General features: G+C 74.0%; 24 protein-coding genes. 16 read left to right on the plus strand and 8 right to left on the minus strand.

All coding sequences use genetic code 11. The features are described from left to right. Window positions 1-31: 31 nt before the first annotated feature. On the plus strand, window positions 32-1,270 hold the full coding sequence (locus O2W18_RS14850) for an ATP-binding protein (protein WP_269188245.1): 1,239 nt from the start codon (window positions 32-34) through the stop codon (window positions 1,268-1,270). Next, window positions 1,267-1,938 (plus strand): response regulator, encoded by a 672-nt coding sequence (locus O2W18_RS14855; RefSeq protein WP_269188246.1) that lies wholly within the window; start codon window positions 1,267-1,269, stop codon window positions 1,936-1,938. Before O2W18_RS14850 ends, O2W18_RS14855 begins: the two co-directional genes overlap by 4 nt. A gap of 55 nt (window positions 1,939-1,993) precedes the next feature. Here the strand turns inward: O2W18_RS14855 and O2W18_RS14860 are convergent, their stop codons facing one another. The 5 genes from O2W18_RS14860 to O2W18_RS14880 all read right to left on the minus strand — a co-directional run bounded on the left by O2W18_RS14860 (window position 1,994) and on the right by O2W18_RS14880 (window position 6,135). Beyond that, entirely contained in the window at window positions 1,994-3,364 is a 1,371-nt protein-coding gene (locus tag O2W18_RS14860; RefSeq protein ID WP_269188247.1) for an acetamidase/formamidase family protein, read from the minus strand. A gap of 112 nt (window positions 3,365-3,476) precedes the next feature. Then, the gene (locus O2W18_RS14865) at window positions 3,477-4,211 is read right to left on the minus strand and encodes a PIG-L deacetylase family protein (RefSeq protein WP_269188248.1); all 735 of its coding nucleotides are present in this window, start codon (window positions 4,209-4,211) and stop codon (window positions 3,477-3,479) included. Between the two features lie 13 nt (window positions 4,212-4,224). Continuing rightward, complete coding sequence (gene sigJ / locus O2W18_RS14870; RefSeq protein ID WP_269188249.1) at window positions 4,225-5,139, minus strand: RNA polymerase sigma factor SigJ; 915 nt, start codon at window positions 5,137-5,139, stop codon at window positions 4,225-4,227. Continuing rightward, window positions 5,136-5,699 carry a carboxymuconolactone decarboxylase family protein gene (locus O2W18_RS14875; protein WP_269188250.1) on the minus strand — a complete coding sequence of 188 codons (564 nt, stop codon included), beginning with the start codon at window positions 5,697-5,699 and terminating at the stop codon, window positions 5,136-5,138. The genes sigJ and O2W18_RS14875 overlap by 4 nt, the downstream gene beginning before the upstream one ends. Window positions 5,700-5,817: 118 nt before the next feature. After that, on the minus strand, window positions 5,818-6,135 hold the full coding sequence (locus tag O2W18_RS14880) for a chorismate mutase (protein ID WP_269188251.1): 318 nt from the start codon (window positions 6,133-6,135) through the stop codon (window positions 5,818-5,820). 260 nt (window positions 6,136-6,395) lie between these two features. On the opposite strand from O2W18_RS14880, the gene pcrA reads away from it, so the two are divergent. Then, window positions 6,396-8,687, plus strand: a complete 2,292-nt coding sequence (pcrA, locus tag O2W18_RS14885) for a DNA helicase PcrA (protein ID WP_269188252.1) — start codon at window positions 6,396-6,398, stop codon at window positions 8,685-8,687. On the opposite strand, the gene O2W18_RS14890 is transcribed toward pcrA, so the two are convergent. From O2W18_RS14890 to O2W18_RS14900, 3 genes are all read right to left on the minus strand, one after another. After that, on the minus strand, window positions 8,677-9,189 hold the full coding sequence (locus O2W18_RS14890) for a GNAT family N-acetyltransferase (protein WP_269188253.1): 513 nt from the start codon (window positions 9,187-9,189) through the stop codon (window positions 8,677-8,679). The genes pcrA and O2W18_RS14890 overlap by 11 nt on opposite strands. A gap of 65 nt (window positions 9,190-9,254) precedes the next feature. Then, entirely contained in the window at window positions 9,255-10,121 is an 867-nt protein-coding gene (locus O2W18_RS14895) for a M23 family metallopeptidase (RefSeq protein WP_269188654.1), read from the minus strand. A 240-nt stretch (window positions 10,122-10,361) separates the two neighbouring features. Then, window positions 10,362-11,267: an esterase/lipase family protein gene (locus O2W18_RS14900; RefSeq protein ID WP_269188254.1), complete on the minus strand. Its 906-nt coding sequence runs from the start codon at window positions 11,265-11,267 to the stop codon at window positions 10,362-10,364. Window positions 11,268-11,430: 163 nt separating this feature from the next. On the opposite strand from O2W18_RS14900, the gene O2W18_RS14905 reads away from it, so the two are divergent. From O2W18_RS14905 to O2W18_RS14965, 13 genes are all read left to right on the plus strand, one after another. Then, window positions 11,431-12,486: a hypothetical protein gene (locus O2W18_RS14905; protein WP_269188255.1), complete on the plus strand. Its 1,056-nt coding sequence runs from the start codon at window positions 11,431-11,433 to the stop codon at window positions 12,484-12,486. Window positions 12,487-12,520: 34 nt separating this feature from the next. Next, complete coding sequence (locus tag O2W18_RS14910; protein ID WP_269170564.1) at window positions 12,521-12,931, plus strand: cobalamin B12-binding domain-containing protein; 411 nt, start codon at window positions 12,521-12,523, stop codon at window positions 12,929-12,931. Window positions 12,932-13,033: 102 nt separating this feature from the next. Further along, window positions 13,034-14,197 carry an ADP-forming succinate--CoA ligase subunit beta gene (sucC, locus tag O2W18_RS14915; protein ID WP_269188256.1) on the plus strand — a complete coding sequence of 388 codons (1,164 nt, stop codon included), beginning with the start codon at window positions 13,034-13,036 and terminating at the stop codon, window positions 14,195-14,197. 88 nt (window positions 14,198-14,285) lie between these two features. After that, a complete protein-coding gene (gene sucD, locus O2W18_RS14920; RefSeq protein ID WP_269188257.1) occupies window positions 14,286-15,164 on the plus strand; it encodes a succinate--CoA ligase subunit alpha in 879 nt (292 codons plus the stop codon). Window positions 15,165-15,301: 137 nt separating this feature from the next. Continuing rightward, the gene (locus O2W18_RS14925; protein ID WP_269188258.1) at window positions 15,302-16,102 is read left to right on the plus strand and encodes a hypothetical protein; all 801 of its coding nucleotides are present in this window, start codon (window positions 15,302-15,304) and stop codon (window positions 16,100-16,102) included. 85 nt (window positions 16,103-16,187) lie between these two features. After that, on the plus strand, window positions 16,188-17,375 hold the full coding sequence (locus O2W18_RS14930; protein ID WP_269188259.1) for a cell division protein PerM: 1,188 nt from the start codon (window positions 16,188-16,190) through the stop codon (window positions 17,373-17,375). A 49-nt stretch (window positions 17,376-17,424) separates the two neighbouring features. Beyond that, window positions 17,425-18,063, plus strand: coding sequence for a phosphoribosylglycinamide formyltransferase (purN, locus tag O2W18_RS14935; RefSeq protein WP_269188260.1), 639 nt, complete (start codon window positions 17,425-17,427; stop codon window positions 18,061-18,063). Beyond that, window positions 18,060-19,610, plus strand: coding sequence for a bifunctional phosphoribosylaminoimidazolecarboxamide formyltransferase/IMP cyclohydrolase (gene purH, locus O2W18_RS14940; RefSeq protein WP_269188261.1), 1,551 nt, complete (start codon window positions 18,060-18,062; stop codon window positions 19,608-19,610). Before purN ends, purH begins: the two co-directional genes overlap by 4 nt. Then, window positions 19,610-20,230: a pentapeptide repeat-containing protein gene (locus O2W18_RS14945; protein ID WP_269188262.1), complete on the plus strand. Its 621-nt coding sequence runs from the start codon at window positions 19,610-19,612 to the stop codon at window positions 20,228-20,230. The genes purH and O2W18_RS14945 overlap by 1 nt, the downstream gene beginning before the upstream one ends. A gap of 36 nt (window positions 20,231-20,266) precedes the next feature. Continuing rightward, a complete protein-coding gene (locus tag O2W18_RS14950) occupies window positions 20,267-21,136 on the plus strand; it encodes a bifunctional methylenetetrahydrofolate dehydrogenase/methenyltetrahydrofolate cyclohydrolase (protein ID WP_269188263.1) in 870 nt (289 codons plus the stop codon). After that, a complete protein-coding gene (locus O2W18_RS14955) occupies window positions 21,133-21,459 on the plus strand; it encodes a DUF3017 domain-containing protein (protein WP_269188264.1) in 327 nt (108 codons plus the stop codon). Before O2W18_RS14950 ends, O2W18_RS14955 begins: the two co-directional genes overlap by 4 nt. 59 nt (window positions 21,460-21,518) lie before the next feature. Further along, a complete protein-coding gene (mdh, locus tag O2W18_RS14960) occupies window positions 21,519-22,472 on the plus strand; it encodes a malate dehydrogenase (RefSeq protein ID WP_269188265.1) in 954 nt (317 codons plus the stop codon). A gap of 83 nt (window positions 22,473-22,555) precedes the next feature. Continuing rightward, window positions 22,556-23,770, plus strand: coding sequence for an NADP-dependent isocitrate dehydrogenase (locus tag O2W18_RS14965; protein WP_269188266.1), 1,215 nt, complete (start codon window positions 22,556-22,558; stop codon window positions 23,768-23,770). Window positions 23,771-23,793 lie beyond the last annotated feature (23 nt).

Consider the following 23,793-nt stretch of genomic DNA (forward strand, 5'->3'; position numbering starts at 1 on the left):
GTGGCGCGGCGGCGGTGACACCATCGGGACCGTGACCACCAGCACCGAGCCGACGGCCGGGCACCCCGCCCCGTCCGCGCCCGGGCTCTCCGACGGCCGCCCGGCCCGGCCCCCGCTCGTGCGGCCGGCCACGGGGCGGCTGCTGGCCGGGGTGGTCGCCGGGACGGCGGCGCACCTGCGCCTGGACCCGCTGGTGGTCCGGTTCGTCGTGATCGGGCTGGCGTTCACCGGGGTGGGCGTCGTCGCCTATGCGCTGCTCTGGCTGACCATGCCGGTCGCCGACCCCTCCGGCGACGGTGCGCCCACGGCCGTGATCGGGGAGCGCCCCAGCCGCCGGCAGCTGATCCTGCTGGCCCTGCTGTCCTTCGCCGTCTTCGGGCTGGTCTCCCAGCTGCTCACCTTCGGCGGCTACGACGTCGTCCTGCCGCTGGCCCTCGCCGGGATCGGGCTGGCCGTGATCTGGCGGCAGACCGACAGCGACGCCTCGCTCTCCCGCCGCACCAGCCGCTGGGGGCTGGCCGCCGGGGTCCTCGTCGGCGTCATCGGCGTGGTGCTGCTCTTGGTCACCACCGGGCAGCTGGCCAACGCCCGCAACGGCTTCACCGCCACCGTGGTGATCCTGGTCGGCCTGGCGCTGGCGACCGCCCCGCTGTGGCGCCGGCTGCTGGACCAGCGCGCGACCGAGCGGGCCGCCCGGATCCGGTCGGAGGAGCGCGCCGCGGTCGCCGCACACCTGCACGACTCGGTGCTGCAGACCCTCGCGTTGATCCAGCGGCACGCGGCCGACCCCACGGTGGTGGGCCGGCTGGCCCGCAGCCAGGAGCGGGAACTGCGGGCGTGGCTCTACGAGCCGACCGTCGCCACCGGCGGCACCTGGGCCGGGCTGGTCGCCCGGCTGGTGGCCGAGGTGGAGGCCGACCACGCCGTCACCGTCGACCCGGTCGTCGTGGGGGACCTGCCCGTCGACGACGCGGTGGCCACCCTCGGGCAGGCCGCCCGGGAGGCGGTGGTCAACGCCGCGAAGCACTCCGGTGCGCCCTCCGTCTCGCTGTACAGCGAGGTGACGCCGGGCGCGGTGACGGTGTTCGTCCGGGACCGCGGCACCGGGTTCGACCCGGCCGCCGTGCCGGGCGACCGGCGCGGCCTGCGCGACTCGGTGGTGGGACGGCTGACCCGACTGGGCGGCACGGCGACGGTGCGGTCCGCACCGGGAGAGGGGACCGAGGTGGAGCTCTGCCTGCCGCGCGAGCGGACGGAGGCGCCGGCATGACGGCCGCGACGGGGCGCACCCGGGTCTTCCTGGTCGACGACCACGCGATGGTCCGCGCCGGGGTGCGGGCGGAGCTGGGCGAGGACGTCGAGGTGGTCGGCGAGGCGGCCGACGTGCCGACCGCGGTGGCCGGCATCCGGGCCAGCACGCCGGACGTCGTCCTGCTCGACGTGCACCTGCCCGGCGGCGGGGGCCACGCCGTCCTGGAGTCGTTGCGCACCGAGCTGCCCGCTACCCGCTGGCTGGCGCTGTCGGTCTCCGACGCCGCCGAGGACGTCATCGCCGTCATCCGTGCCGGGGCCCGGGGGTACGTCACCAAGACGATCTCCGGGGCCGACCTGCGCGACGCCGTCCGCCGGGTCGCCGAGGACGACGTCGTGTTCAGCCCCCGGCTGGCCGGGTTCGTGCTCGACGCCTTCTCCGCCGGCCCCGCCGCGCCCGTGCCCGCCGACGACCCGGCCACCGACCCGGGCCTGGACCTGCTGTCGGCCCGCGAGCGGGAGGTGATGCAGCTGCTGGCCCGCGGCTACACCTACCGGGAGATCGGCGGCCGGCTGTTCATCTCGGTGAAGACGGTGGAGTCCCACGCCTCCAACGTGCTGCGCAAGCTGCAGCTGTCCAACCGCAACGAGCTCACCCGCTGGGCGGCCACCAACCGGCTGCTCTGAGGGAGGACCACCTCCTCCCACCCCTCGCGGGCACAGGGGAGGAGGTGGCCCTCCCTCAGCAGAAGTGGCTCTTCGGGATCAGGCCGTGCACGCCGACGGTGCGGTCCACCACCTGTGACACCTCGAAGTCCGCGGCCGCCGAGAGGTAGGCGTAGGCGACCGCCCGGTCCATCCCCCGGTCGTTCACCAGGAAGTCCAGCGCGTTGACCACGGCCCGCCGGCTGGCGACGTCCAGGTCACTGCCCTGCCCGTCGCGGGAGCCGTCCGGGTCGGACAACCCGATCGGCACCCAGGCGTCCGGCGTCTCCCCGAAGGGGTACCGGAAGGCCACCGACGGTGCGTCGCCCGCGCCCGGGCGGCAGACGGTGAGCCGGTAGGTGATCCGGAGCGACCCCTCCATCGCGGTGAGGGCCACCTCGCCGTTGCCCATCGACATGTGCGGATCGCCGGTGGAGAACAACGCCCCCTCGGCGACCACCGGCACGTAGAAGGCGGAGCCGACGTTGAGGTGCTTGACGTCGATGTTGCCGCCGCCGAGGGTCGGCGGGATCGAGTTCACCAGCGGGTCGTTGACCTGCGTCGCGTCGCCGACCGTGGCGACGGCCATCAGCCCGGCGAACGGGTCCAGCGGCCAGCTGACCTCGCCGCTGGTGCCCACCGGGAGGTGCGCGGTGGGCACCCCGCGGCGACCCCGGCGGACCGGGGTGAAGACCGAGACGTTGCCGTACTGCAACGGGTCCCCCGTGGCCCGGCCGTCCGGCGTCTGCGGCATCGCCTCGGCGGGGCTGATCCCGTTGTCGGGGGAGAACTGGACGGCGAGCGCGCCCTTGCCGTGCCGGCTGGAGATGACGCCGTAGGGGACCCGCGGCATCGCCGAGAGCGGCTCGATCTTGAGCACGTCACCAGGACGGGCGCCCTCGACGTGGACCGGGCCGGTGACGACGTGCGGCCCGTCGGCGTCGAAGTCGCGCGGGTGCCGGCTGTACCCGGACGCGATGGCGACGGCGTCGTCCAGCACCTGCTCGCGGGGCACCCCCTGACCGGCGAACCACCCCGCCGGGTCGCGGCCCTGGTCCTCCAGGAGCCCCTCGTGGCTCACCGTGTCGATGGTGATCGTCTGCCCGGAGCGCATCCGGGCGACCGGTGCGTCGGTGGTGCGCGGCAGGTAGCCCCACAGCACCTCGTCGGGCCGCGAGGGGAGGTACAGGTCCCCGTCGATGGGGCCGGTGCCGGGCTGGAGGACCTGCCCGGGCAGCCGGGTCCGGGGCCCACCGGTGGCCGCGGCCGGCGATGCGGTGGCGACGCCGGCCGCCATGACGGCGCCGGTGGCCAGGGCGGCCTGGACGAAGGCGCGGCGGCCGAGCCCGCGCTCCAGCAGTGCAGCGGCGGCCGCGGGCTCCACGCCCTCGTGCGGTGCGTCGGTCATCGTGTTCTCCCGGTGCTGGGTGAGCGGACCGGGAGAGGTCTACGTGAGCTCTGTTACAGCGGTGCGCCCATCCGGTGACTCTGTGACGGGCTGGTGTCCGTACCGGTGTCGGTCACGCTGTGTACACGACCTGGAACGCTTCGGCGAGGTGCCCGTCGGGCAGGCCGTGGGTGCGCGCGTTCTGCCGCATCCAGCCGGTCAGGAACTCCTGCAGCTGGCCTTCGGGCCAGTGCGAGACCTGGCTGACGTGCGAGCGGAGCGCGGCGAGCTTGCGGTCGAGCACGTCGGTCACGTCCACGGCGTGGTCCGAGCGGGGGCCACCACCCAGCCACACCTCCGACACCGTCCAGGCATCCAGGCCCTCGTCGGCCAGCAGCTCGGGGAAGGCGAAGGGGTTGCGGGCGTCGGGGTACACCGCCCGCAGCGTGGACTCGCCCACGGTCATGTGATCGGGGTGGCTGGCGCCGATCCGCTCCCAGAACCGCTCGGGTGAGCTGGTCAGCACCCGCTGCGGGCGCACCTGCCGGATCACCCGGCTGATGTCCCGGCGCAGCTCCAAGGTCGGCTCCAGCCGCCCGTCCGGGTACCCGAGGAACCGCACGTCGCTGACCCCGACCGCGGCCGCGGCGGCGGTCTGCTCCTCCCGTCGCAGCGGACCCATCTTCTCCCGTGGGGTGTCGTCGAACCCGCCGGCGTCGCCGTCGGTGACCATGCAGTACGTGACCTCGGTGCCGGCCGCGGTCCAGGTGGCGACGGTCCCGGCGCTGCCGAAGTCGACGTCGTCGGGGTGGGCGAGCACGCACAGGGCGCGCTCGACGAACGGGGCAGGGGCCTCGGGCAGCGGCATCACGCGGGCGAGCCTAGGTCGCGGCGCGCGGGCGTCCGGCCAGGCCCTGCAGCTTGTCGGGGTTGCGGACGACCAGCACCTGCTCGATGCGCCCGTCGGCGACGACGAGGGACATGGTCAGGAACGGCTCGACGCCGCTCCAGGCCACGATCGCCGGGGTGCCGTTGACCTCCACGACCTCGATCCGCAGGTCGGGCACGTCCGTGGCCTGCGCGGCGACCCCGAGCAGGAACCGGGTGACCTTCTCCGCGCCGGTGATCGGCCGCAGCGCCGCCTTCGCCTTGCCGCCGCCGTCGCTGACCAGCACCACGTCGGGGGCCAGCGCCGACAGCAGCGCCTCGACGTCCCCGCCCGCGCAGGCCGCCAGGAAGCGGTCGGTCACCTCCCGCTGCGCACGGCGGTCGGTGTCGAACCGGGGACGGCGGGCCTGCACGTGTTCCCGTGCCCGGTGCGCCATCTGCCGGACGGCGGACTCGCTGCGGCCCAGCGCTGCTGCGACCTCGGCCACCGGGAGGGCGAAGACCTCACGGAGCACGAAGACCGCACGCTCGGCGGGGGAGAGGGTCTCCAGCACGACCAGCAGGGCCAAGGACACCGCCTCCCCGGTCTCGGCGACCTCGCTCGGATCGGCCGGACCGGGTGCTGCGGCGACCCGGTCTGCTCCGGTGAGCAGCGGCTCGGGCAGCCACGGCCCGACGTAGCTCTCCCGCCGTGCTCGGGCGGAGCGGAGCCGGTCGAGCGCCAGCCGGGTGGTGACCTGCACCAGGTAGGCCCGCGGGTCGGTGACGTCGGCCCGGTCGGCCGCCGACCAGCGCAGCCAGGCGTCCTGCACGGCGTCCTCGGCCTCGGCCACGCTGCCCAGCAACTGGTAGGCGACGGAGAAGAGCAGTCGGCGGTGGCCGGTGAACAGGTCGGCGGCGGCGCTCACCGGCCCGGCACCTCGCACCGGTCCCGGAAGCCCTGACTGCTCAGCCCGAGGGCGGCGTTGGTCCGGGAGCGGGAGTTCTCCACGGAGATCATCATGGTGAGCTCCACCAGCTGGGCGTCGTCCAGGTCGCGCCGCAGGTCGGCGACCATGTCGTCGGTCACCTGGGGTGGAGTGGCCGTCATGGCCTCCGCGTAGGCCATCACCCGTCGTTCCAGGTCGCTGTACACCTGGCTGTCCCGCCACCGCGGGACGTCGCGCAGCTTGGCCGGGTCCACGCCGCGCTGACTGCTCTCCCAGAAGCCGAAGTCCAGGCACCAGGAACAGCCGATGGTGGTCGCCGAGGACATCACCGCCAGCGCCTTGAGCGTCGGGTCCAGCCGGCGCCACCGGTCCACGCTCTTCTCGTAGCGGACCTGGCTGAGCAGCACGCGCGGGTGGTGCGCCATCGCCGCGCCCGGGTCGAGCACCGCCCCGAAGGTGCGGCGGGACCACCACTCCGCGGCCCGGGTCAGCAGGGTGCGGGGCGGGTCGAGCGGGATGCGGGCGGTGTCGGTGGTCATGTCCGTCGTCCTCTCCATCGGCTGGTGCCCAGGGAGACGGGACAGCGCCCGCGGACGTGACATCCGCCGTCGGCCGCACCGCGGCTGGGCCAAGAGCGGCCGGCCGAGGAGGACGGCGTCAGAGCCGGCCGCGGCCCTGGCGCAGCAGCATCATCCCGAGGGTCGAGCCGTCGGGGCCGAGGGCGTCGCGGAAGCGGGAGAGCACCCGCTGCTCGCGGGACAGCGACAGTCGCATGCCACCGCTCGCGGTGCGCAGCGAGCCGATCTCCTGGGAGATGGCCAGCCGGCGCTGCACGAGCGCGATGATCTCGGCGTCGCAGGCGTCGATCTCACCGCGCAGCGCGTCGATCCGCGCCGCGGGGTCCGCCGCGGTGTCTGCGGCCGAGCTGTCGGTGCTGGGGGAGAGGGCGGTGCTGCTTGAGAGCGCGGTGCTCATCGGTTCCTCCGGGGTGCAGGAGGCCGTCGGGACCCCAGAGACGGAAAAACGCCCCGGGGCCGTGGGCCCGGGGCGTCGTGTGCGGTGGCGGTTCAGCCAGCCGAGACGGACACCGGAACCCGGTGGCCGTAGGAAAACTCTCGGGGGCTGAGCACGTCCAGGAGTGTGCCACAGCCCACGGTCCGTGGCCATCGCCGACCACCCCGCCGACACGCGGGCCGCCCGGAGCTGTCGGTGTCCCGGCTTAGAGTGGCGGGGTCATGAGCAGCCCCCAGCACACCCTCCCAGGCACCGCCGCGCTCCCCCGGCACACCTCCGGCCAGACCGGCCGCGAGCTGGACCGGATGCTCGCCGGCCTCAACGGCCCGCAGCGCGAGGCCACGGTGCACGAGGGCAGCCCGCTGCTCATCGTCGCCGGCGCCGGTTCCGGCAAGACGCGGGTGCTCACCCACCGCATCGCGTACCTGCTCGGCGCCCGCGGCGTGCAGCCCGGCGAGATCATGGCGATCACCTTCACCAACAAGGCCGCCGGGGAGATGAAGGAGCGCGTCGCCGCGCTCGTCGGCCCACGCGCCCGGGCCATGTGGGTGTCCACGTTCCACTCGATGTGCGTGCGCATCCTGCGGGCCGAGGCCGGCAAGCTCGGCATGAAGAGCTCGTTCACCATCTACGACCAGGGCGACTCGGTCCGGCTGATGACGATGGTCGCCCGCGACCTGGACCTCGACGCCAAGCGGTATCCCGGCCGCGGCCTGGCCAACCAGGTGTCGAACCTGAAGAACGAGCTGGTCGACGAGGAGTCCTACGCCCCGCAGACGGCGCCGGAGAAGGTGCTGAAGGAGGCGTACACCCTCTACCAGCGGCGGCTGCGCGAGGCGCACGCCATGGACTTCGACGACCTGATCATGACCACGGTGCACCTGCTCCAGGCCTTCCCCGACGTGGCCGAGCACTACCGCCGCCGGTTCCGGCACGTGCTGGTCGACGAGTACCAGGACACCAACCACGCCCAGTACGTGCTGGTCCGCGAGCTGGTCGGCACGCACGGTGGCCCGGTGCCACCGGCCGAGCTGTGCGTCGTCGGCGACGCCGACCAGTCCATCTACGCCTTCCGCGGCGCGACGATCCGCAACATCGACGAGTTCGAGCGCGACTACCCCGACGCCACCACCATCGTGCTGGAGCAGAACTACCGCTCCACCCAGCGCATCCTGCGCGCGGCCAACCAGGTGATCGCCCGCAACACCGCCCGCCGGCCGAAGAACCTGTGGTCCGACGCCGGTGACGGCGAGCTGATCGAGGGCTACGTCGCCGACAACGAGCACGACGAGGCCGCCTGGGTCGCCGAACAGATCGACGCACTCACCGACGAGGGCAAGGCCCGGCCGGCCGACATCGCGATCTTCTACCGCACCAACAACGCCTCCCGCGTCTTCGAGGAGGTGTTCATCCGGGTCGGCATGCCCTACAAGGTCGTCGGCGGGGTGCGCTTCTACGAGCGCCGGGAGGTCCGGGACGCGGTCGCCTACCTCAAGGTGATCGCCAACCCGGCGGACGTGGTCAGCCTCCGGCGGGTGCTCAACACCCCCAAGCGGGGCATCGGCGAGCGCGCCGAGGCGTGCGTCGAGCGGTTCGCCGACCGGGAGCGGATCCCGTTCGCCAGCGCCCTCCGCCGCTGCTCCGAGGTCGGTGACCTGGCCACCCGGTCGCTCAAGGCCATCCAGGAGTTCGTCGCGCTGCTGGAGGAGTTCGAGCAGCTGGTCGAGACCGGTTCGGGCCCGGCGGCCCTGCTGGAGAGCGTCCTGGACCGCACCGGCTACCTGGCCGAGCTGGAGGCCAGCACCGACCCGCAGGACGAGGGGCGGGTCGACAACCTCAACGAGCTGATCTCGGTGGCCGCCGAGTTCGAGGCGGCCAACCCCGGGGGCACGGTCACCGAGTTCCTCGAGCAGGTCTCGCTGGTCGCCGACGCCGACCAGATCCCGGTCAGCGGCGACGAGGCCGGCGTGGTGACCCTGATGACCCTGCACACCGCCAAGGGCCTGGAGTTCCCGGTGGTCTTCCTCACCGGCCTGGAGGACGGCGTCTTCCCGCACCTGCGGGCCCTCGGCGACCCGCGGGAGCTGGAGGAGGAGCGGCGACTGGCCTACGTGGGCATCACCCGGGCGCGGCAGCGGCTGTTCCTCTCCCGCGCCACCGTGCGCACCAACTGGGGGCAGCCGGCCTACAACCCGCCGTCCCGGTTCCTCGACGAGCTGCCGGCCGACGCCGTCCACTGGGAGCGGCTTGAGCCGGCCCCGAGCAAGCCGATGAGCTCCGCGCAGGCGCGGGTCGCCTCGACCGGCCTGTCGACCGGGGGCCTGCGCGGTGGTGCGGGCAACCGGGCGGTGATCAGCGTCGACGTCGGCGACCGGGTCAGCCACGACGCCTTCGGGCTCGGCACCGTGGTCGAGATCAACGGCGCCGGCGACAAGGCGCAGGCCACGGTCGACTTCGGCTCCGGCGGCACCAAGCGCCTCGTGCTGCGCTACGCCCCGCTCGTCAAGCTCTGAGCTGGTCGGCGGCGAGCTCGTAGACCAGCTCCAGACCGTCCTCGTCGTCCTCCTGCTCGCCGACCAGCACGAAGCCGTAGGGGAGCGCGAGGGCACGGGAGGCGGTGTTGGTCGGGCTGATCGTGACCCGGACGGTGCGCACCGCCGGCTCCCCGGCCGCCCGGGCGAGCAGCTGCTCGACGGCGGCACGGGCGTAGCCCTGCCGGCGCCGCGCGGGCACGACGGCGTAGCCGATCTCCACCATGCCGTCGTCGTCCGGTGCGCCGTGGAAGCCGGCCCGCCCCACCGCGATGCGGCGGTCCGGGTCCCAGACCACTCGGGTGACCCAGCCGGCATCCGCCGGGCGGGCGACCAGCTGCGCGGCGCGGCGTCGCCACACCGGCGCCCAGTCCGGCCCGGCGAAGTACGCGGTCAGCGGCACCGGGCTGAGCTCGTCGGCCGCGGCGAGATCACCGGCGGCCAGGGCGGTGAACGCCGCAGCCGGGAGCTGGACCAGCCGCACGGACCGAGTGGACGGCGGGTCGGCGGAGGTCACCGAGCCAGTCTTCCCCGGCCCGCCGACCTCGCTCAGCCGACGGAGAGGCCGCGCTCGGCGAGCCACGCCTCCGGGTCGATCGGCTTGCCGTTCATCCCACCGCGGTGGATCTCGAAGTGCAGGTGCGGCCCCGTCGACTGGCCCTGGTTGCCGACCTTGGCGATCTGCTGACCCGCCGAGACGACGTCACCGGCGGCCACGTCGTAGTAGCGCATGTGCCCGTAGATCTGGACGTTCCCGTCGGCGTCCTGGATGTAGACGGCGTTGCCGTAGCCCGACGCGGGACCGGCGCGCAGCACGACCCCGTCCGCCGCGGCGAAGATCGGGGTGCCAAGCGGGGCGGCGAGGTCGAGACCCCAGTGCATGGTGCCCCAACGCTGGCAGAAGCACGTGGTCAGCCGGCCGGCGGTGGGCACGACGAAGTCCGGCTCGCGCGCGGCCCGGGACGCGGCGATCTCGCTCAGCCGGGCCTGCGCCTCCGCCTGGCTGATCTCCCCGCGCGCACCCTCGACGTCCACACCGCCGGCGAAGCTGGCATCGGTCAGGCCCAGCCCGTAGTCCACACCGGAGGCCACCGGGGCGGGTGCCGGTTCGCCGATGCCCCCCATCAGCGAGGTCGCCAGGGCGCCGACGACGGCGACGGCGAGCAGCACCGGCGCCCTGCGGCGCGGCGGGCGGGGGACGCGCCGCCGGGTGGCCGCACCCGGTGCGCTCGGTGGGGTCTCCTCGGGTGCGGCCAGGGTGCCGGTGGCGCTGCTGGGGTCGGTCTCCTGGGTGGCCGCCCACTCGCGGTCCCAGTCCCAGTCGTCGTCGAACTGGTCGGTCCAGTCACTGGATGCGCCGGTGAGGGCGGCGGCGGGGACGACTTCGGACTGCGTGCGGCCGACGAGTTCTCGCATACGGGACAACGGGCACCTTCCCGGGCAGCACGCCGCGGGAGCCGGGCGTCGTCGGGCACCAGCCGGCCGCAGGGAGCGGCTGGTGCTGGCACTGCGGTTTCGGTGACGCCGGCGGAAATCCCATCGGTGTCATTCGGGACGCTACGGAGAGCGGCAGAGGGCACCAACGACCTGACTCCGCGTGTCGTGGCGCAGAGCTATGAGTGACGACACCCGCAGTTGGCAGGTGTCGACATGTGGTCAGGCGGCAGCGACGGGAGCGTCGTCGGTGCTGGTCCGCAGGCCGGCCAAGGTCGCGGCGACCTCGTCCACCACACCACGGTGGATGGGGAGCGACATGTGCCCCACCCCCGGCACGAGGACGTTCCGGGCCTGGAGGTCGGGGTGGTCGCAGCGGCCGGCCGACGACGGCACGACCATCTGGTCCAGGTCGCTGTAGACCGCCGTCACCCGGGTCCGGCACTCCGGTGCCGGAGCGGCGAGCTGCTGGAACAGGGCCGATCCCGGCCGGAGCTGGCGCACCAGGCGGGTGGGCAGCACGTGCGCCCACCGGCTCCCGCCGTGCGGCGTCCCGAGGGTGACCAGCGACTCCACCCGCGCGTCGCCGTCCAGGCGCTGCACGAGGTACCGGGCGACCAGCCCGCCGAGGCTGTGGCCCACCACGTGCACCCGGTCGTGACCGGTGGCCCGGCAGACCTCCTCGATGTGCTGGCCCAGCGCCTCCGCAGCGCTCTCCACGTCGCGCAGCAGCGGGCTGTAGTTCCACGTGCAGACCTGGGTGAAGCCGCGTCGACGGAGGCCCCGGCGCATCACCGCGAACACCGACCGGTTGTCGACCAGCCCGTGGACCAGGACGACGGGGATGCGGGCGGCCAGGGGGTCGGCGGCGAAGAGGGCGCGGACGGCGGCGGGCTGCGGGTGGGGTCGGTAGCTCCCGTCGGGACGCAGCCGCTCGGTGCGGGTGCCGAGTGGGTAGAGCAGCGTGTGTGCCCCCACCCAGGCCAGCTCGGTGATGCTGCCGGTGATCGCGGCCGGGGAGACCAGCCGCCGGAGGCCGGTGCGCCGAGGGGCCGCTGGGACGTCGCTCCCTGCTCCGGCGCGCGGGGCGTGCCAGGCTGGTGCGGAGGGCAGAACGGGTACCTGCACGCCGTTCTCCCTCCCGTCCGCCCCAGCACCGCGCCGGGCGGCGCGCCATGGGCAGTGATGTGCTCAGTTCCGGGGACCGTAATGCCCCGTTGTGTTGAAAGTCATACAACCGATACACGACACGCGCCCGTGGCCAGACAGCCTGATCCCGAGGAGACCCCCAGTGCCCGCCCGTGACCGCGTCCCCGCCCGCACCGGCACGCCAGGCCGGCCCGGCGCGGCGCGCACCCCGGCGGCCCGCCGCACCGGAGGTCCCCGCGCCGGTGCGACCGCGCCGTCCGCGACCGCCCCCGACCGGGTCGTCGTCGGTCCGGTCCCGGTGCTGGCCCGCGCCTGCGGGCTGCTGCTCCTGCTCGCCGGGCTGGCCGGGGCAGCGGCGGCCTTCCCGACCTACCTCGTGGTCGGCGGGACGGCGGTGAGCCAGGTGCAGGGAGCGCTGGACGCCGTCGTGGCCCTCGTCGCGCCCATCGCCTCGATCGCGGTCGGCGCCGGGCTGCTCCTCGGGCGGGTGCCGCGGTTCGGTCTGGCCTACGCGGCGGTCACCGGCGCGCTGGCGGTCGGCCGGCTCCTCATCGAGCTCCACCGCGGCCAGGGGTCGACCACCCGCCCGGCGGTCGAGGTGCTGGCCGGTGACCTCGTGCTCACCAGCTCGGTGGAGGTCGGTGCCGGCTGGGTGCTCGGTGTCGTCGCCCTGGGCCTCGCCGTCCTCGCCGGGCTGACCGCCTTCGCCGCCTGGGGCCGCACGGTGATGGAGGACGGTGGCGGGCTGGACCCGCTGCGTCCGGTGCTCGCCGGCGTGGCGGTGCTCCTCGGTGTGGCGGCGGTGCTCGCCCTCGCGCTGCCGGCGGCCGACGTCCCGGACGAGGTGGTGACCGACCCGCTGACCGGGCTGGAGGCCGTCGTGGAGCAGGAGGGGCCGCAGGCGCTGCTGGAGCGGCCCGGGCTGGCCCTGCTGGGCGGGCTGTTGCTCGCGGGGGCGCTCGTGCTCTCCGCCGTCGTCGCGCCATCGCTGCGGCCCCGGCTCGCCGCCGTCGGCGGGCTGCTCGCCGTCGCCGTCTTCCTGCTGGACACCGCCCTGTCCGGGCTCCGCGACGCGTGGTCCAGTCCGGACCTGGAATGGACCGTGCCGGGGATCGGTCTGCTGGTGCTGGCCCTCGGCGCGGTGGGGCTCACGCTCGTGGCCTGGCGCTGGCGGCGCGGTTCGCCCGCTCAGGGGTGACGAAGGACACCCCGCCGCCCCTAGAGTCGACGCCGTGGCAGCTGAGCGCATTCGTGTCGTGATCGCCAAGCCGGGCCTCGACGGTCACGACCGCGGCGCGAAGATCGTCGCCCGCGCGCTCCGTGACGCGGGCATGGAGGTCGTCTACACCGGGCTGCACCAGACGCCCGAGCAGATCGTGGACACCGTCGTCCAGGAGGACGCCGACGCGGTCGGGCTCTCGGTGCTCTCCGGTGCCCACATGACGCTGTTCCGGCGGCTCGCCGAGCTGCTCCGCGAGCGGGAGGTCGACGACGTCGTCGTCTTCGGGGGCGGGATCATCCCCGAGGCCGACCTGCCCGAGCTGTCCCGGCTGGGCGTGGCCCGGGTCTTCACCCCCGGTGCGAGCACCGAGGAGATCGTGGGCTGGGTCCGCGAGCACGTGGGCGCCACCGCCGAGGCCTGACCCCACATCGATCCCGCTGGGCGGAAGAGACGGGTGAGACGTCCCCCTCCGACGGAGGGCAGGTGACGCGAGGCGGAGCGGGGCGGGCTACGGTCCTTGCTCGTGGATCTCTTCGAGTACCAGGCCCGTGACCTGTTGGCCTCGCACGGCGTGCCCGTGCTCCCCGGCGGCGTCGCCGAGACGCCCGAGCAGGCGGAGGCGATCGCCCGCGAGATCTCCGCCCCGGTCGTCGTGAAGGCGCAGGTGAAGGTCGGCGGCCGCGGCAAGGCCGGCGGCGTGAAGCTGGCCGACGACCCCGAGAGCGCCAAGGCGCGGGCCCAGGACATCCTCGGGCTGGACATCAAGGGGCACATCACCCACAAGGTGATGGTGGCCCAGGCCAGCGACATCGCCGAGGAGTACTACTTCTCCTACCTGCTCGACCGCTCCAACCGCACCTTCCTGGCCATGGCCTCGGTCGAGGGCGGCGTGGAGATCGAGACGCTCGCCGTCGAGCGCCCGGAGGCGCTGGCCCGCATCCCCGTCGACGCCTCGGTCGGCGTCGACGCGCAGAAGGCCGCCGAGATCGTCGACGCCGCCGGCTTCCCGGCCGAGGTCCGCGACCAGGTGATCGCCATCGCGGTCCAGCTGTGGGACGTCTTCAGCAAGGAGGACGCCACCCTGGTCGAGATCAACCCGCTGGCCAAGGCGCCCGACGGCACGGTGCTCGCCCTCGACGCCAAGGTGACCCTGGACGAGAACGCCGCGTTCCGGCACGGCGACCACGACGCCCTCGAGGACGTCGCCGCCGCCGATCCGCTCGAGGCGGCCGCGAAGGAGAAGGGCCTCAACTACGTCAAGCTTGAGGGCGAGGTCGGCATCATCGGCAACGGCGCCGGCCTGGTCATGAGCACGCTGGACGTCGTGGCCTACGCCGGCGAGGAGTTCGGTGGGGTCCGCCCGGCCAACTTCCTCGACATCGGCGGTGGCGCCTCCGCCCAGGTGATGGCCGACGGGCTGGGCGTCATCCTGTCCGACCCGTCCGTCAAGAGCGTGTTCGTCAACGTCTTCGGCGGGATCACCGCCTGCGACGCCGTGGCCGACGGCATCGTCTCGGCGCTGGGCCTGCTCGGCGACGAGGCCACCAAGCCCCTGGTCGTGCGGCTGGACGGCAACAACGTGGAGGAGGGCCGGCGGATCCTCGCCGAGGCCGCCCACCCCCTGGTGACCGTGGTCGACACCATGGACGGCGCCGCCCGCCGCGCCGCCGAGCTCGCCGCCTCCTAACCGTCTTCTGGCCTCGTCCAGAGGCTCGCCCCGAGCGTGCGAGGGGTGAGGAGGACGAGGTCCTTCTACTGAACAGGACACAGCAGAGATGTCGATCTTCCTCACCGAGAACAGCAAGGTCATCGTCCAGGGCATCACCGGATCCGAGGGCCGCAAGCACACCGCCCGGATGCTCGCCTCCGGCACCGCCGTCGTCGGTGGCGTGAACCCGAGCAAGGCCGGTCAGACCGTGGACTTCGACGGCACGTCCGTCCCCGTCTTCGGCTCCGTCGCCGAGGCGATGAAGGAGACCGGGGCCGATGTCACCGTCGTCTTCGTGCCGCCGAAGTTCGCCAAGGGCGCCGTCATCGAGGCCATCGACGCCCAGATCGGGATGGCCGTGGTCATCACCGAGGGCATCCCGGTGCACGACTCGACCTACTTCTGGGCGCACGCCCAGGGCGGCTCGACCCGGATCATCGGCCCGAACTGCCCCGGGCTGATCAGCCCCGGGCGGTCCAACGCCGGCATCATCCCGGCGAACATCACCCAGGCCGGCAAGATCGGGCTGGTCAGCAAGTCCGGCACGCTGACCTACCAGATGATGTACGAGCTCCGGGACATCGGCTTCTCCACCGCCGTCGGCATCGGCGGCGACCCGGTCATCGGGACGACGCACATCGACTGCCTCCAGGCGTTCCAGGACGACCCGGAGACCGAGGCGATCGTGATGATCGGCGAGATCGGCGGCGACGCCGAGGAGCGCGCGGCGGACTTCATCAAGGCCAACGTGACCAAGCCGGTCGTCGGCTACGTCGCCGGCTTCACCGCCCCCGAGGGCAAGACGATGGGCCACGCCGGCGCCATCGTGTCCGGCTCGGCCGGCACCGCACAGGCCAAGCAGGAGGCCCTCGAGGCCGCCGGGGTCAAGGTCGGCAAGACGCCGTCGGAGGCCGCTCGCCTCATGCGGGAGATCGTCGGCGGCTGACGCCACCGACCGCGTTCCACCGCCACTGCCCGGCCCTCTCCGGAGGCGCCGGGCAGTGGCGTCCCCAGGGGTGCCCGTCGCGCGCGAGACGGCGGAGACTCCCTGGTGCCCGTCCGCACGACGCCGAGGAGAGCACCATGACGCCGAGTGGTCCGGCCCAGCCTCCGGTGGGGCCCCAGCCGCCGGGTGGTCCGCTCCCGGCCGCGGGCTCCGGCTTCGACCGGAGCAGGCTCGGCGCGGCGGACGTGCTGGTGGCCGGGGGCGCCCTCCTCTACGTGCTCGTCGGCTTCCTCCCGTGGGCCTCGGTCGACTTCGACCTCGTCGGCCGGATCACCGCCAGCGGGTACGAGTACTCCGGGCTGGTCGTGCTCAGCGCGCTGTTGTTGCTGGCCGCAGCAGCGTGGGCGCTGCTCCCCGCGGTCCGGCCGCACCGCGGCGGTCCCCTGCGCGCCGCGCCGACCGTCGTCCTGGCCGCGCTGGCACTGCTCTGCACGCTCATCGCCTGGCTGCGGAGTGCGGACTACGGCTTCCAGCTCCCCGCCCTGCTCGGCGTCCTCCTCGCCGCCGCGGTGACCGTCCTGGCCGCGCTCTCCCTGCTGCCCGGGCTCCGCGACGCATCCCTCCGCCGGGGTGGGCCGGCCCACCCCGGAGAGGGCGCCGGCGGAGGCCCGTCGCCGCAGGACCGGCCGGCGCCCGGGTACGGGCCGCCGTCGGCCCCCGAGCAGCCCCAGTACGGCCGCCTGCACTACGGGCAGCCGGTGGCCTTTGGGCAGCCGCAGTACGCGCAGCCGCAGCACGAGCCGCCGCAGTACGGGCGTCCGGAGTACGGGCAGCCGGAGGCCCACTGGCGGCGGCCCACCCCGGCGCCGTCGGCCGGCGGGGCGACCGCCGAGCACCCGGCGGACCCCGACCGACCACGCCCCGCTGCCGACCGCTGACCCCCCGCCACGGGCGGGGCCGTGACTTGAGTCGCCCCGGCGCGTGCGCCACGCCGGGTCTCCTGCGCCTTGCGACAGTGAGCGGGTGACCTCCCTGCTGGCGCGTCTGCCCTCCGTCGGGTCGGGGGAGCGCCGCGGTCGGCTCACCGGCCTCCTGGCGGCGGCCGCCGCGCTGGCCGTGTCGGCGCTGGGCCTCGCCGGGCTGACCCTCGCCGTCGTCGTCGTCCAGACCCTGGACCCCGACGGCGGGTTGCCCCTGACGTCCTCGGCGCGGGTCGCCGGCCAGCTGTGGCTGCTCGCGCAGGGCGCGGAGCTCCGGCTCTCCTCGGGCCCCCTGCGGCTCGCGCCGCTGGCCCTGACGGTGGCGATCGCCTGGGGGATCAGCCGGGCCGCAGGCTCGGTGGTGGCCCTCCGGCGGGTGCGCACCGGCGGTGGGGCGGCCGCGGTGCTCGCGGTCGTCGTCGCCGTCCACGTCGCCCTCGCCACCGGCCTGGCCCTGGTCCTGGACGCCCCGGGCGCCTCGGTCGCCCTGCCCCGCGCGGTGCTGGGCGCCGGCGTCGTCGCCCTCGTCGCCGGCGGGCTGGGGGTGCTGCGCGACTCGGGCCTGGGTGCGGAGCTGGTCGACCGGCTCCCCGGTCCCGGGCGGGTGGTGCTGCGCGCGGTGGCCGCCGGGACCCTGGCGCTGGCCGCCTGCTGCACCGCGGTGATCGCCGTGGCGCTCGTCGACGACGTGGCCGGGCTCGGCCGGATCATCACCGGCCTCGGTGGCGCCGGTGCCGGAGCCGCCGGGCAGGTAGCGCTGAGCCTGCTGGTGCTGCCCAACGCCGTGGGCGCGGTGATGGGCCTGGCCGCCGGCCCCGGCTTCCTGGTGGGCGCCGGGACTTTCGTGTCCACCAGTGGGGTGACGTTGGGCAGCGTGCCCGCGCTGCCGCTGCTGGCCGCGCTGCCCGACACCCAGGCGGTGCCGCTGCTGGCCTTCCTCTCCCAGGTCCTGCCCGCGGTGGCGGGGCTCGTCACGGGTGCGGTGCTCGGTCGCCGGCTCGGGGACGACGACGGCGGCACGGTGATCGCGGCGCTCTGGGGTGTGGTCGCCGGGCTGGGCGTGGGCGTCTGCGCCGGGCTGTGGGTGCTGGTCGGCGGGGGCCGGCTCGGCGATGCGGCGCTGGCCGAGGTGGGTGCGCCGGCGCTGGCCACCGGACTGGCGATCGCCGCGCAGGCGGCCCTCGCGGCCGCCGTGGCCGCCGCCGTCAGCCGCTGGCGCGCGCGGGGCTGACCCCGGCCGCGGTCGGCCCGGCCGGAGGCGACGGCTAGGGTTGGCGAACGTGTCCGCCGACGCAGCCGCCCCGCGGTCCCGCGTCGTCGTCCTGTTGTCCGGGGCCGGCACGCTGTGCGCGGCGCTGCTGTCCGCCGCGGCCTCGCCGGGCTACCCCGCCGAGGTGGTCGCCGTCGGCTCCGACCGCGCGGACGCCCCCGGCCTCGCGCACGCCCGCGGCGCCGGCGTCCGCACCTTCGTCACCGCCCTGCGGGACGCCCCCGACCGGGCCGGCTGGGACGCCGCGCTGGCCGCGGAACTGGCCCGGCACCGGCCCGACTGGGTCGTCTGTGCGGGCTTCATGAGGCTGCTCGGCCCGGCCGTCCTGGACGCGTTCGGTGGCCGGGTGCTCAACAGCCACCCGGCGCTGCTGCCGGCCTTCCCCGGCGCCCACGCCGTCCGGGACGCGTTGGCCGCCGGCGTCACCACGACCGGCGCGACCGTCCACCTCGTCGACGCCGGCCTCGACACCGGTCCGGTCCTGGCCCAGCGCCCGGTGCCGGTGTTGCCCGGGGACGACGAGGAACGCCTGCACGAGCGGATCAAGACCGTGGAGCGGGAGCTCCTGGTGCAGACCCTGGCCGGCCTCGTGGTCCAGGCCGCCGGGCTGTCCCCGACCGACCCACCGACCCAGGAGAGCACCCGATGAGCGACCGCACCCCCGTCCGCCGCGCCCTGCTCGGCGTCTACGACAAGAACGGCGTCGAGGAGCTGGCCCGCGGGCTGGTCGACGCCGGGGTGGAGCTGGTCAGCACCGGCGCCACCGCGGCCCGGATCGCCGCCGCCGGCCTGCCGGTCACCCCCGTCGAGCAGGTCACCGGCTTCCCCGAGTGCCTGGACGGCCGGGTCAAGACGCTGCACCCGGCGGTGCACGCCGGCATCCTCGCCGACCGGCGCCGGCCCGAGCACGTCGCCCAGCTCGACGAGCTGGGCATCGCCGCCTTCGACCTGGTCGTGGTCAACCTCTACCCGTTCAGCGACACGGTGGCCTCCGGTGCCTCGCCCGACGAGTGCATCGAGCAGATCGACATCGGCGGCCCGGCGATGGTGCGCGCCGCGGCCAAGAACCACCCCTCGGTCGCCGTCGTCGTCGACCCGGCCCGCTACGACGAGGTCGTCGAGGCGGTCGCGGCCGGCGGGTTCACCCTGGCCCAGCGCCGGGAGCTGGCGGCCGAGGCGTTCCGGCACACCGCCGCCTACGACGTCGCCGTCGCCTCCTGGATGGGCAACGTGCTGGCCCCGGACGACGCGAGCGGCTTCCCCGAGTGGGTCGGCGGGAGCTGGGAGCGCACCGACGTCCTGCGCTACGGCGAGAACCCGCACCAGGGGGCGGCGCTGTACCGCAGCGGGCAGTCGGGTCTGGCGGACGCCGAGCAGCTGCACGGCAAGCAGATGTCCTACAACAACTACGTCGACACCGACGCCGCCTGGCGGGCTGCCCACGACCACGCCGACCCCTGCGTGGCGATCATCAAGCACGCCAACCCCTGCGGGATCGCGGTCGGCGCCGACATCGCCGCTGCCCACCGCAAGGCGCACGCCTGCGACCCGGTCTCCGCGTTCGGTGGCGTGATCGCGGCCAACCGCGAGGTCGACCTGACCTTGGCCGAGCAGATCTCCGAGGTCTTCACCGAGGTCGTCGTCGCCCCCTCGTTCACCCAGGACGCCCTCGGCGTGCTGACCGCGAAGAAGAACATCCGGCTGCTGCGCATGCCGGAGGTGCCGCGGCTGTCGGTGGAGCTGCGTGCGATCAGCGGGGGGCTGCTGCTGCAGACCGCCGACCGGATCGACGCACCCGGCGACGACCCGACCAGCTGGACGCTGGCCGCAGGTGCACCCCTGGACGCCGCCGGGCTGGACGACCTGGTCTTCGCCTGGCGGTCGGTCCGCTCGGTCAAGAGCAACGCCATCCTGCTGGCGGCCGACAAGGCCACCGTCGGGGTCGGCATGGGACAGGTCAACCGGGTCGACTCCGCCCGGCTCGCGGTGACCCGGGCGGGGGAGCGGGCGACCGGCTCGGTGGCCGCCTCCGACGCGTTCTTCCCCTTCGCCGACGGGCTGCAGGTGCTGCTGGACGCCGGGGTGCGGGCCGTGGTGCAGCCGGGCGGGTCGGTGCGGGACGAGGAGGTCGTCGCCGCCGCGCAGGCCGCCGGGGTGACGCTCTACCTCACCGGCACCCGCCACTTCGCGCACTGATGGCGGACCCGCAACCGCCGGCGCCGGGCACGGTCTGGGAGGGCGAGGACCTCGCCCGGGTCGACTGGGACTGGGCCCGGCTGGAGCAGGTCACGTTCATCGACTGCCGGTTCGACGACGCCGACATGTCCGAGCTGGTCACCACGCGGTGCGTCTTCGAGCGCTGCGTGCTCACCGGGGCTTCGCTGTCGGGCTCCCGGCACGAGGGGACGGCGTTCCTGTCCTGCCGGTTCGACCGGGCGAAGCTGTCCAACGTGACCTGGAGCGGGTGCAAGCTCACCGGCTCGCAGTTCCCCGGCGCCACGCTGCGGCCGATGACCTCGAGCGAGTGCGACTGGTCCTACGTGTCGCTGCGGGGCGTCGACCTCTCCGGTGTCGACCTCTCCGGGCAGAAGCTGACCGAGGCCGACCTCACCGACACCGTGCTGACCGACGCCGACCTGACCCGGGCCGACCTCCGGCGTGCCCGGCTGCAGTCGACGCAGCTGCGCGGGGCGGACCTGCGCGGTGCCCAGACCGACGGCGTCAACTGGCGGGGCTTCGACCCCACCGGGGTGCGGCTGGACCTGGCGCAGGCCGTGCTGTTCACCAGCGCCCACGGCGCCCTGGTGGCCGGCTGAGCGAGCCGGAGGCGTGCGTCGGGCACACTGCACGACGTGGTGGCGACGACTCTGGACGGCAAGGCGACCGCGGCGACGATCCGGGCGGAGCTGACCGAACGGGTGGCGGCCCTCGCCGCGGCTGGACGGCGACCGGGCCTGGGCACCCTGCTGGTCGGTGACGACCCGGGCAGCCGCTGGTACGTCGGTGCCAAGCACTCCGACTGCGCCCAGGTCGGCATCGCGAGCATCCAGCGGGAGCTGCCGGCCACCGCCGACCTCGCCGAGGTGCTCGCCGTCGTCGACGAGCTCAACGCCGACCCGGCCTGCACCGGCTACATCGTGCAGCTGCCCCTGCCGCACGGCATCGACGAGAGCGTCGTGCTCGAGCGGATCGACCCGACCAAGGACGCCGACGGCCTGCACCCGGTCAACCTCGGCCGGCTGGTGCTCGGCGTCCCCGGGGCGTTGCCCTGCACCCCGGTCGGGATCGTCGAGCTGCTCCGCCGCTTCGACGTCCCGCTGGCCGGCGCGGAGGTGGTGGTGGTCGGCCGCGGCATCACCGTCGGCCGGCCGCTGGGCCTGCTGCTCACCCGGCGCACCGAGAACGCGACCGTGACCCTCTGCCACACCGGCACCCGGGACCTCGCCGCGCACACCCGCGCGGCCGACGTCGTCGTCGCGGCGGCCGGCGTCCCGGGGCTGATCACCGCCGACATGGTCAAGCCCGGGGCGGCCGTGCTCGACGTGGGGGTCAGCCGGGTCGAGGGCAAGATCGCCGGCGACGTCGCCCCGGACGTCCGCGAGGTGGCCGGCTTCGTGGCCCCCAACCCCGGCGGGGTCGGGCCGATGACCCGGGCGATGCTGCTGGCCAACGTCGTCCTGGCCGCCGAGCAGGCGGCCGGGGTGGAGGTGCTGACGGCATGATCCGGCCCGCCCGCGGGACCCCACCCACCCGGCCGCCGCTCTACCTGCGCCGACCGCTGCTGGCCGGCTTCCTCCGGCAGTGGCCGCTGCTGGCCGTCATCGTCGTCGCCGGGGCCGGGCTGCTGCTCGTCTCACATGGCCGGTGGCGTCTAGGGCTGGTCGTGATGGGGTTCGCGCTCATCGCCGCCGCCACGCTGCGGCTGCTCCTCCCGTTGCGTCGCATTGGCTTCCTCGCCGTCCGGAGCCAGCGCGTCGACGTCACTCTGACCGGCGTCGCCGGCGTCGCCCTCGCCGTCATCGCGTTGCTCATCCCTGCCCCCTGACCAGTCCGGTGCGGCCCCCGCATGGCCGGACGGCGCCGCTCGGGGCTAGGTTGGCGGGCATGGCAGAGCGGGCCCGGAACGGCAAGGTGACCGTGGTCGGTGCCGGTTTCTACGGCTCGACCACCGCGTTGCGACTGGCGGAGTACGACCTGTTCGAGACGGTCGTGCTCACCGACATCGTGGAGGGCAAGCCCGAGGGGCTGGCGCTGGACATCAACCAGTCGCGGCCGATCGAGGGGTTCGAGACCCGGGTGGTGGGGGTCGGCGGCGGCTCGTACGCGGGCACCGAGGGCTCCGACGTCGTGGTGATCACCGCGGGGCTGCCCCGCAAGCCGGGCATGAGCCGGATGGACCTGATCGAGACCAACGCCGGCATCGTCCGCCAGGTCGCCGAGAACGTCGCGCAGACCTCCCCGGGCGCCGTCGTCATCGTCGTCTCCAACCCGCTGGACGAGATGACCGCGCTGGCGCAGCTGGCCACCGGCTTCCCGAAGGCCCGGGTCATGGGCCAGGCCGGGATGCTGGACACCGCACGCTTCAGCAACAACGTCGCCGAGGAGCTCGACGTCCCGGTGGCCTCCGTGCGCACGCTGACCCTGGGCTCGCACGGCGACACGATGGTCCCGGTGCCGTCCCGCTGCACCGTCGACGGCAAGCCGCTGTCCGACGTGCTGCCCGCCGACCGCATCGCGCACCTGGTCGACCGCACCCGCAACGGCGGGGCCGAGGTCGTGGCGCTGCTGAAGACCGGGTCCGCCTACTACGCGCCGTCCGCCGCAGCCGCCCGGATGGCCCGCGCCGTGATCGAGGACAGCGGCGCCGTGATGCCGGTCTGCGCCTGGGTCGACGGCGAGTACGGGATCGCCGGGGTCTACCTGGGAGTCGAGGCCGAGATCGGCCGAGAAGGTGTCCGGAAGGTCGTCGAGGGCGACCTCTCCGACAGTGAGCTGGCCGGTCTGCGCGAGGCCGCCGAGGCGGTACGCACCAAGCAGGCCGATGTAGCCGACCTCTGAGAAAGGACCCCGCTGCCCCCCACCGCTCGCAACTCCGCGGCGGGGCCCTGCAGCGGGGCCATGAGTGCACAAAGGAGAACTACGTGAGCAAGATCAAGGTCGAGGGCAAGGTCGTCGAGCTCGACGGCGACGAGATGACCCGGATCATCTGGCAGTTCATCAAGGACCAGCTGATCCTCCCGTACCTGGACGTCGACCTCGAGTACTACGACCTCGGCATGGAGAACCGCGACGCGACCGACGACCAGGTCACCGTCGACGCGGCCAACGCCATCAAGCAGCACGGCGTGGGCGTCAAGTGCGCCACCATCACCCCGGACGAGGCGCGGGTCGAGGAGTTCGGCCTGAAGAAGATGTGGCGCTCCCCGAACGGGACGATCCGCAACATCCTCGGCGGCGTGATCTTCCGCGAGCCGATCATCATGCAGAACGTGCCGCGCCTGGTGCCGGGCTGGACGAAGCCGATCATCATCGGCCGCCACGCCTACGGCGACCAGTACCGCGCCACCGACTTCACGTTCCCCTCCGCGGGCACGCTCAAGGTCGTCTTCACCCCCGAGGACGGCGGCGAGCCGATCGAGCGCGAGGTCTTCCAGGCCCCCGGTGCCGGCGTCTCGCTGTCGATGTACAACCTCGACGACTCGATCCGCGACTTCGCCCGGGCCTCGCTGAACTACGGGCTCAACCGCGGCTACCCGGTCTACCTGTCGACGAAGAACACGATCCTGAAGGCCTACGACGGCCGGTTCAAGGACATCTTCGAGGAGGTCTTCCAGGCCGAGTTCAAGGAGCAGTTCGACGCGGCCGGGATCACCTACGAGCACCGCCTCATCGACGACATGGTCGCGGCGTCCCTCAAGTGGGAGGGCGGCTACGTCTGGGCGTGCAAGAACTACGACGGTGACGTGCAGTCCGACACCGTGGCCCAGGGCTTCGGCTCGCTCGGCCTGATGACGTCGGTGCTGGCCACCCCGGACGGCAAGACCGTCGAGGCCGAGGCCGCGCACGGGACGGTCACCCGGCACTACCGCCAGCACCAGCAGGGCAAGGAGACCTCGACGAACCCGATCGCGTCGATCTTCGCCTGGACCCGGGGCCTGGCCCACCGCGGCGTGCTCGACGGCACCCCCGAGGTGACCCGGTTCGCCGAGACCCTCGAGCGGGTCTGCATCGAGACCGTCGAGGGCGGTCAGATGACCAAGGACCTCGCGCTGCTGATCTCCAAGGACGCCCCGTGGCTGACCACCCAGGACTTCCTGGCGGCCATCGACAGCAACCTGCAGAAGGCGATGGCCTGACGACAGCAGGCGTAGTGATGCAG

This window comes from Modestobacter sp. VKM Ac-2983, from assembly GCF_026967885.1.
Lineage (GTDB): Bacteria > Actinomycetota > Actinomycetes > Mycobacteriales > Geodermatophilaceae > Modestobacter.

Coding starts and splice junctions, on each gene's coding strand:
- O2W18_RS14880 (WP_269188251.1), bottom strand. CDS start 6,135: ATGAGCACCGCGCTCTCAAGCAGCACCGCCCTCTCCCCCAGCACCGAC.
- O2W18_RS14875 (WP_269188250.1), bottom strand. CDS start 5,699: ATGACCACCGACACCGCCCGCATCCCGCTCGACCCGCCCCGCACCCTG.
- purH (WP_269188261.1), top strand. CDS start 18,060: ATGAGCGACCGCACCCCCGTCCGCCGCGCCCTGCTCGGCGTCTACGAC.
- mdh (WP_269188265.1), top strand. CDS start 21,519: ATGGCAGAGCGGGCCCGGAACGGCAAGGTGACCGTGGTCGGTGCCGGT.
- O2W18_RS14945 (WP_269188262.1), top strand. CDS start 19,610: ATGGCGGACCCGCAACCGCCGGCGCCGGGCACGGTCTGGGAGGGCGAG.
- sucD (WP_269188257.1), top strand. CDS start 14,286: ATGTCGATCTTCCTCACCGAGAACAGCAAGGTCATCGTCCAGGGCATC.
- O2W18_RS14895 (WP_269188654.1), bottom strand. CDS start 10,121: ATGCGAGAACTCGTCGGCCGCACGCAGTCCGAAGTCGTCCCCGCCGCC.
- O2W18_RS14925 (WP_269188258.1), top strand. CDS start 15,302: ATGACGCCGAGTGGTCCGGCCCAGCCTCCGGTGGGGCCCCAGCCGCCG.
- pcrA (WP_269188252.1), top strand. CDS start 6,396: ATGAGCAGCCCCCAGCACACCCTCCCAGGCACCGCCGCGCTCCCCCGG.
- O2W18_RS14865 (WP_269188248.1), bottom strand. CDS start 4,211: ATGCCGCTGCCCGAGGCCCCTGCCCCGTTCGTCGAGCGCGCCCTGTGC.
- O2W18_RS14955 (WP_269188264.1), top strand. CDS start 21,133: ATGATCCGGCCCGCCCGCGGGACCCCACCCACCCGGCCGCCGCTCTAC.
- O2W18_RS14860 (WP_269188247.1), bottom strand. CDS start 3,364: ATGACCGACGCACCGCACGAGGGCGTGGAGCCCGCGGCCGCCGCTGCA.
- O2W18_RS14855 (WP_269188246.1), top strand. CDS start 1,267: ATGACGGCCGCGACGGGGCGCACCCGGGTCTTCCTGGTCGACGACCAC.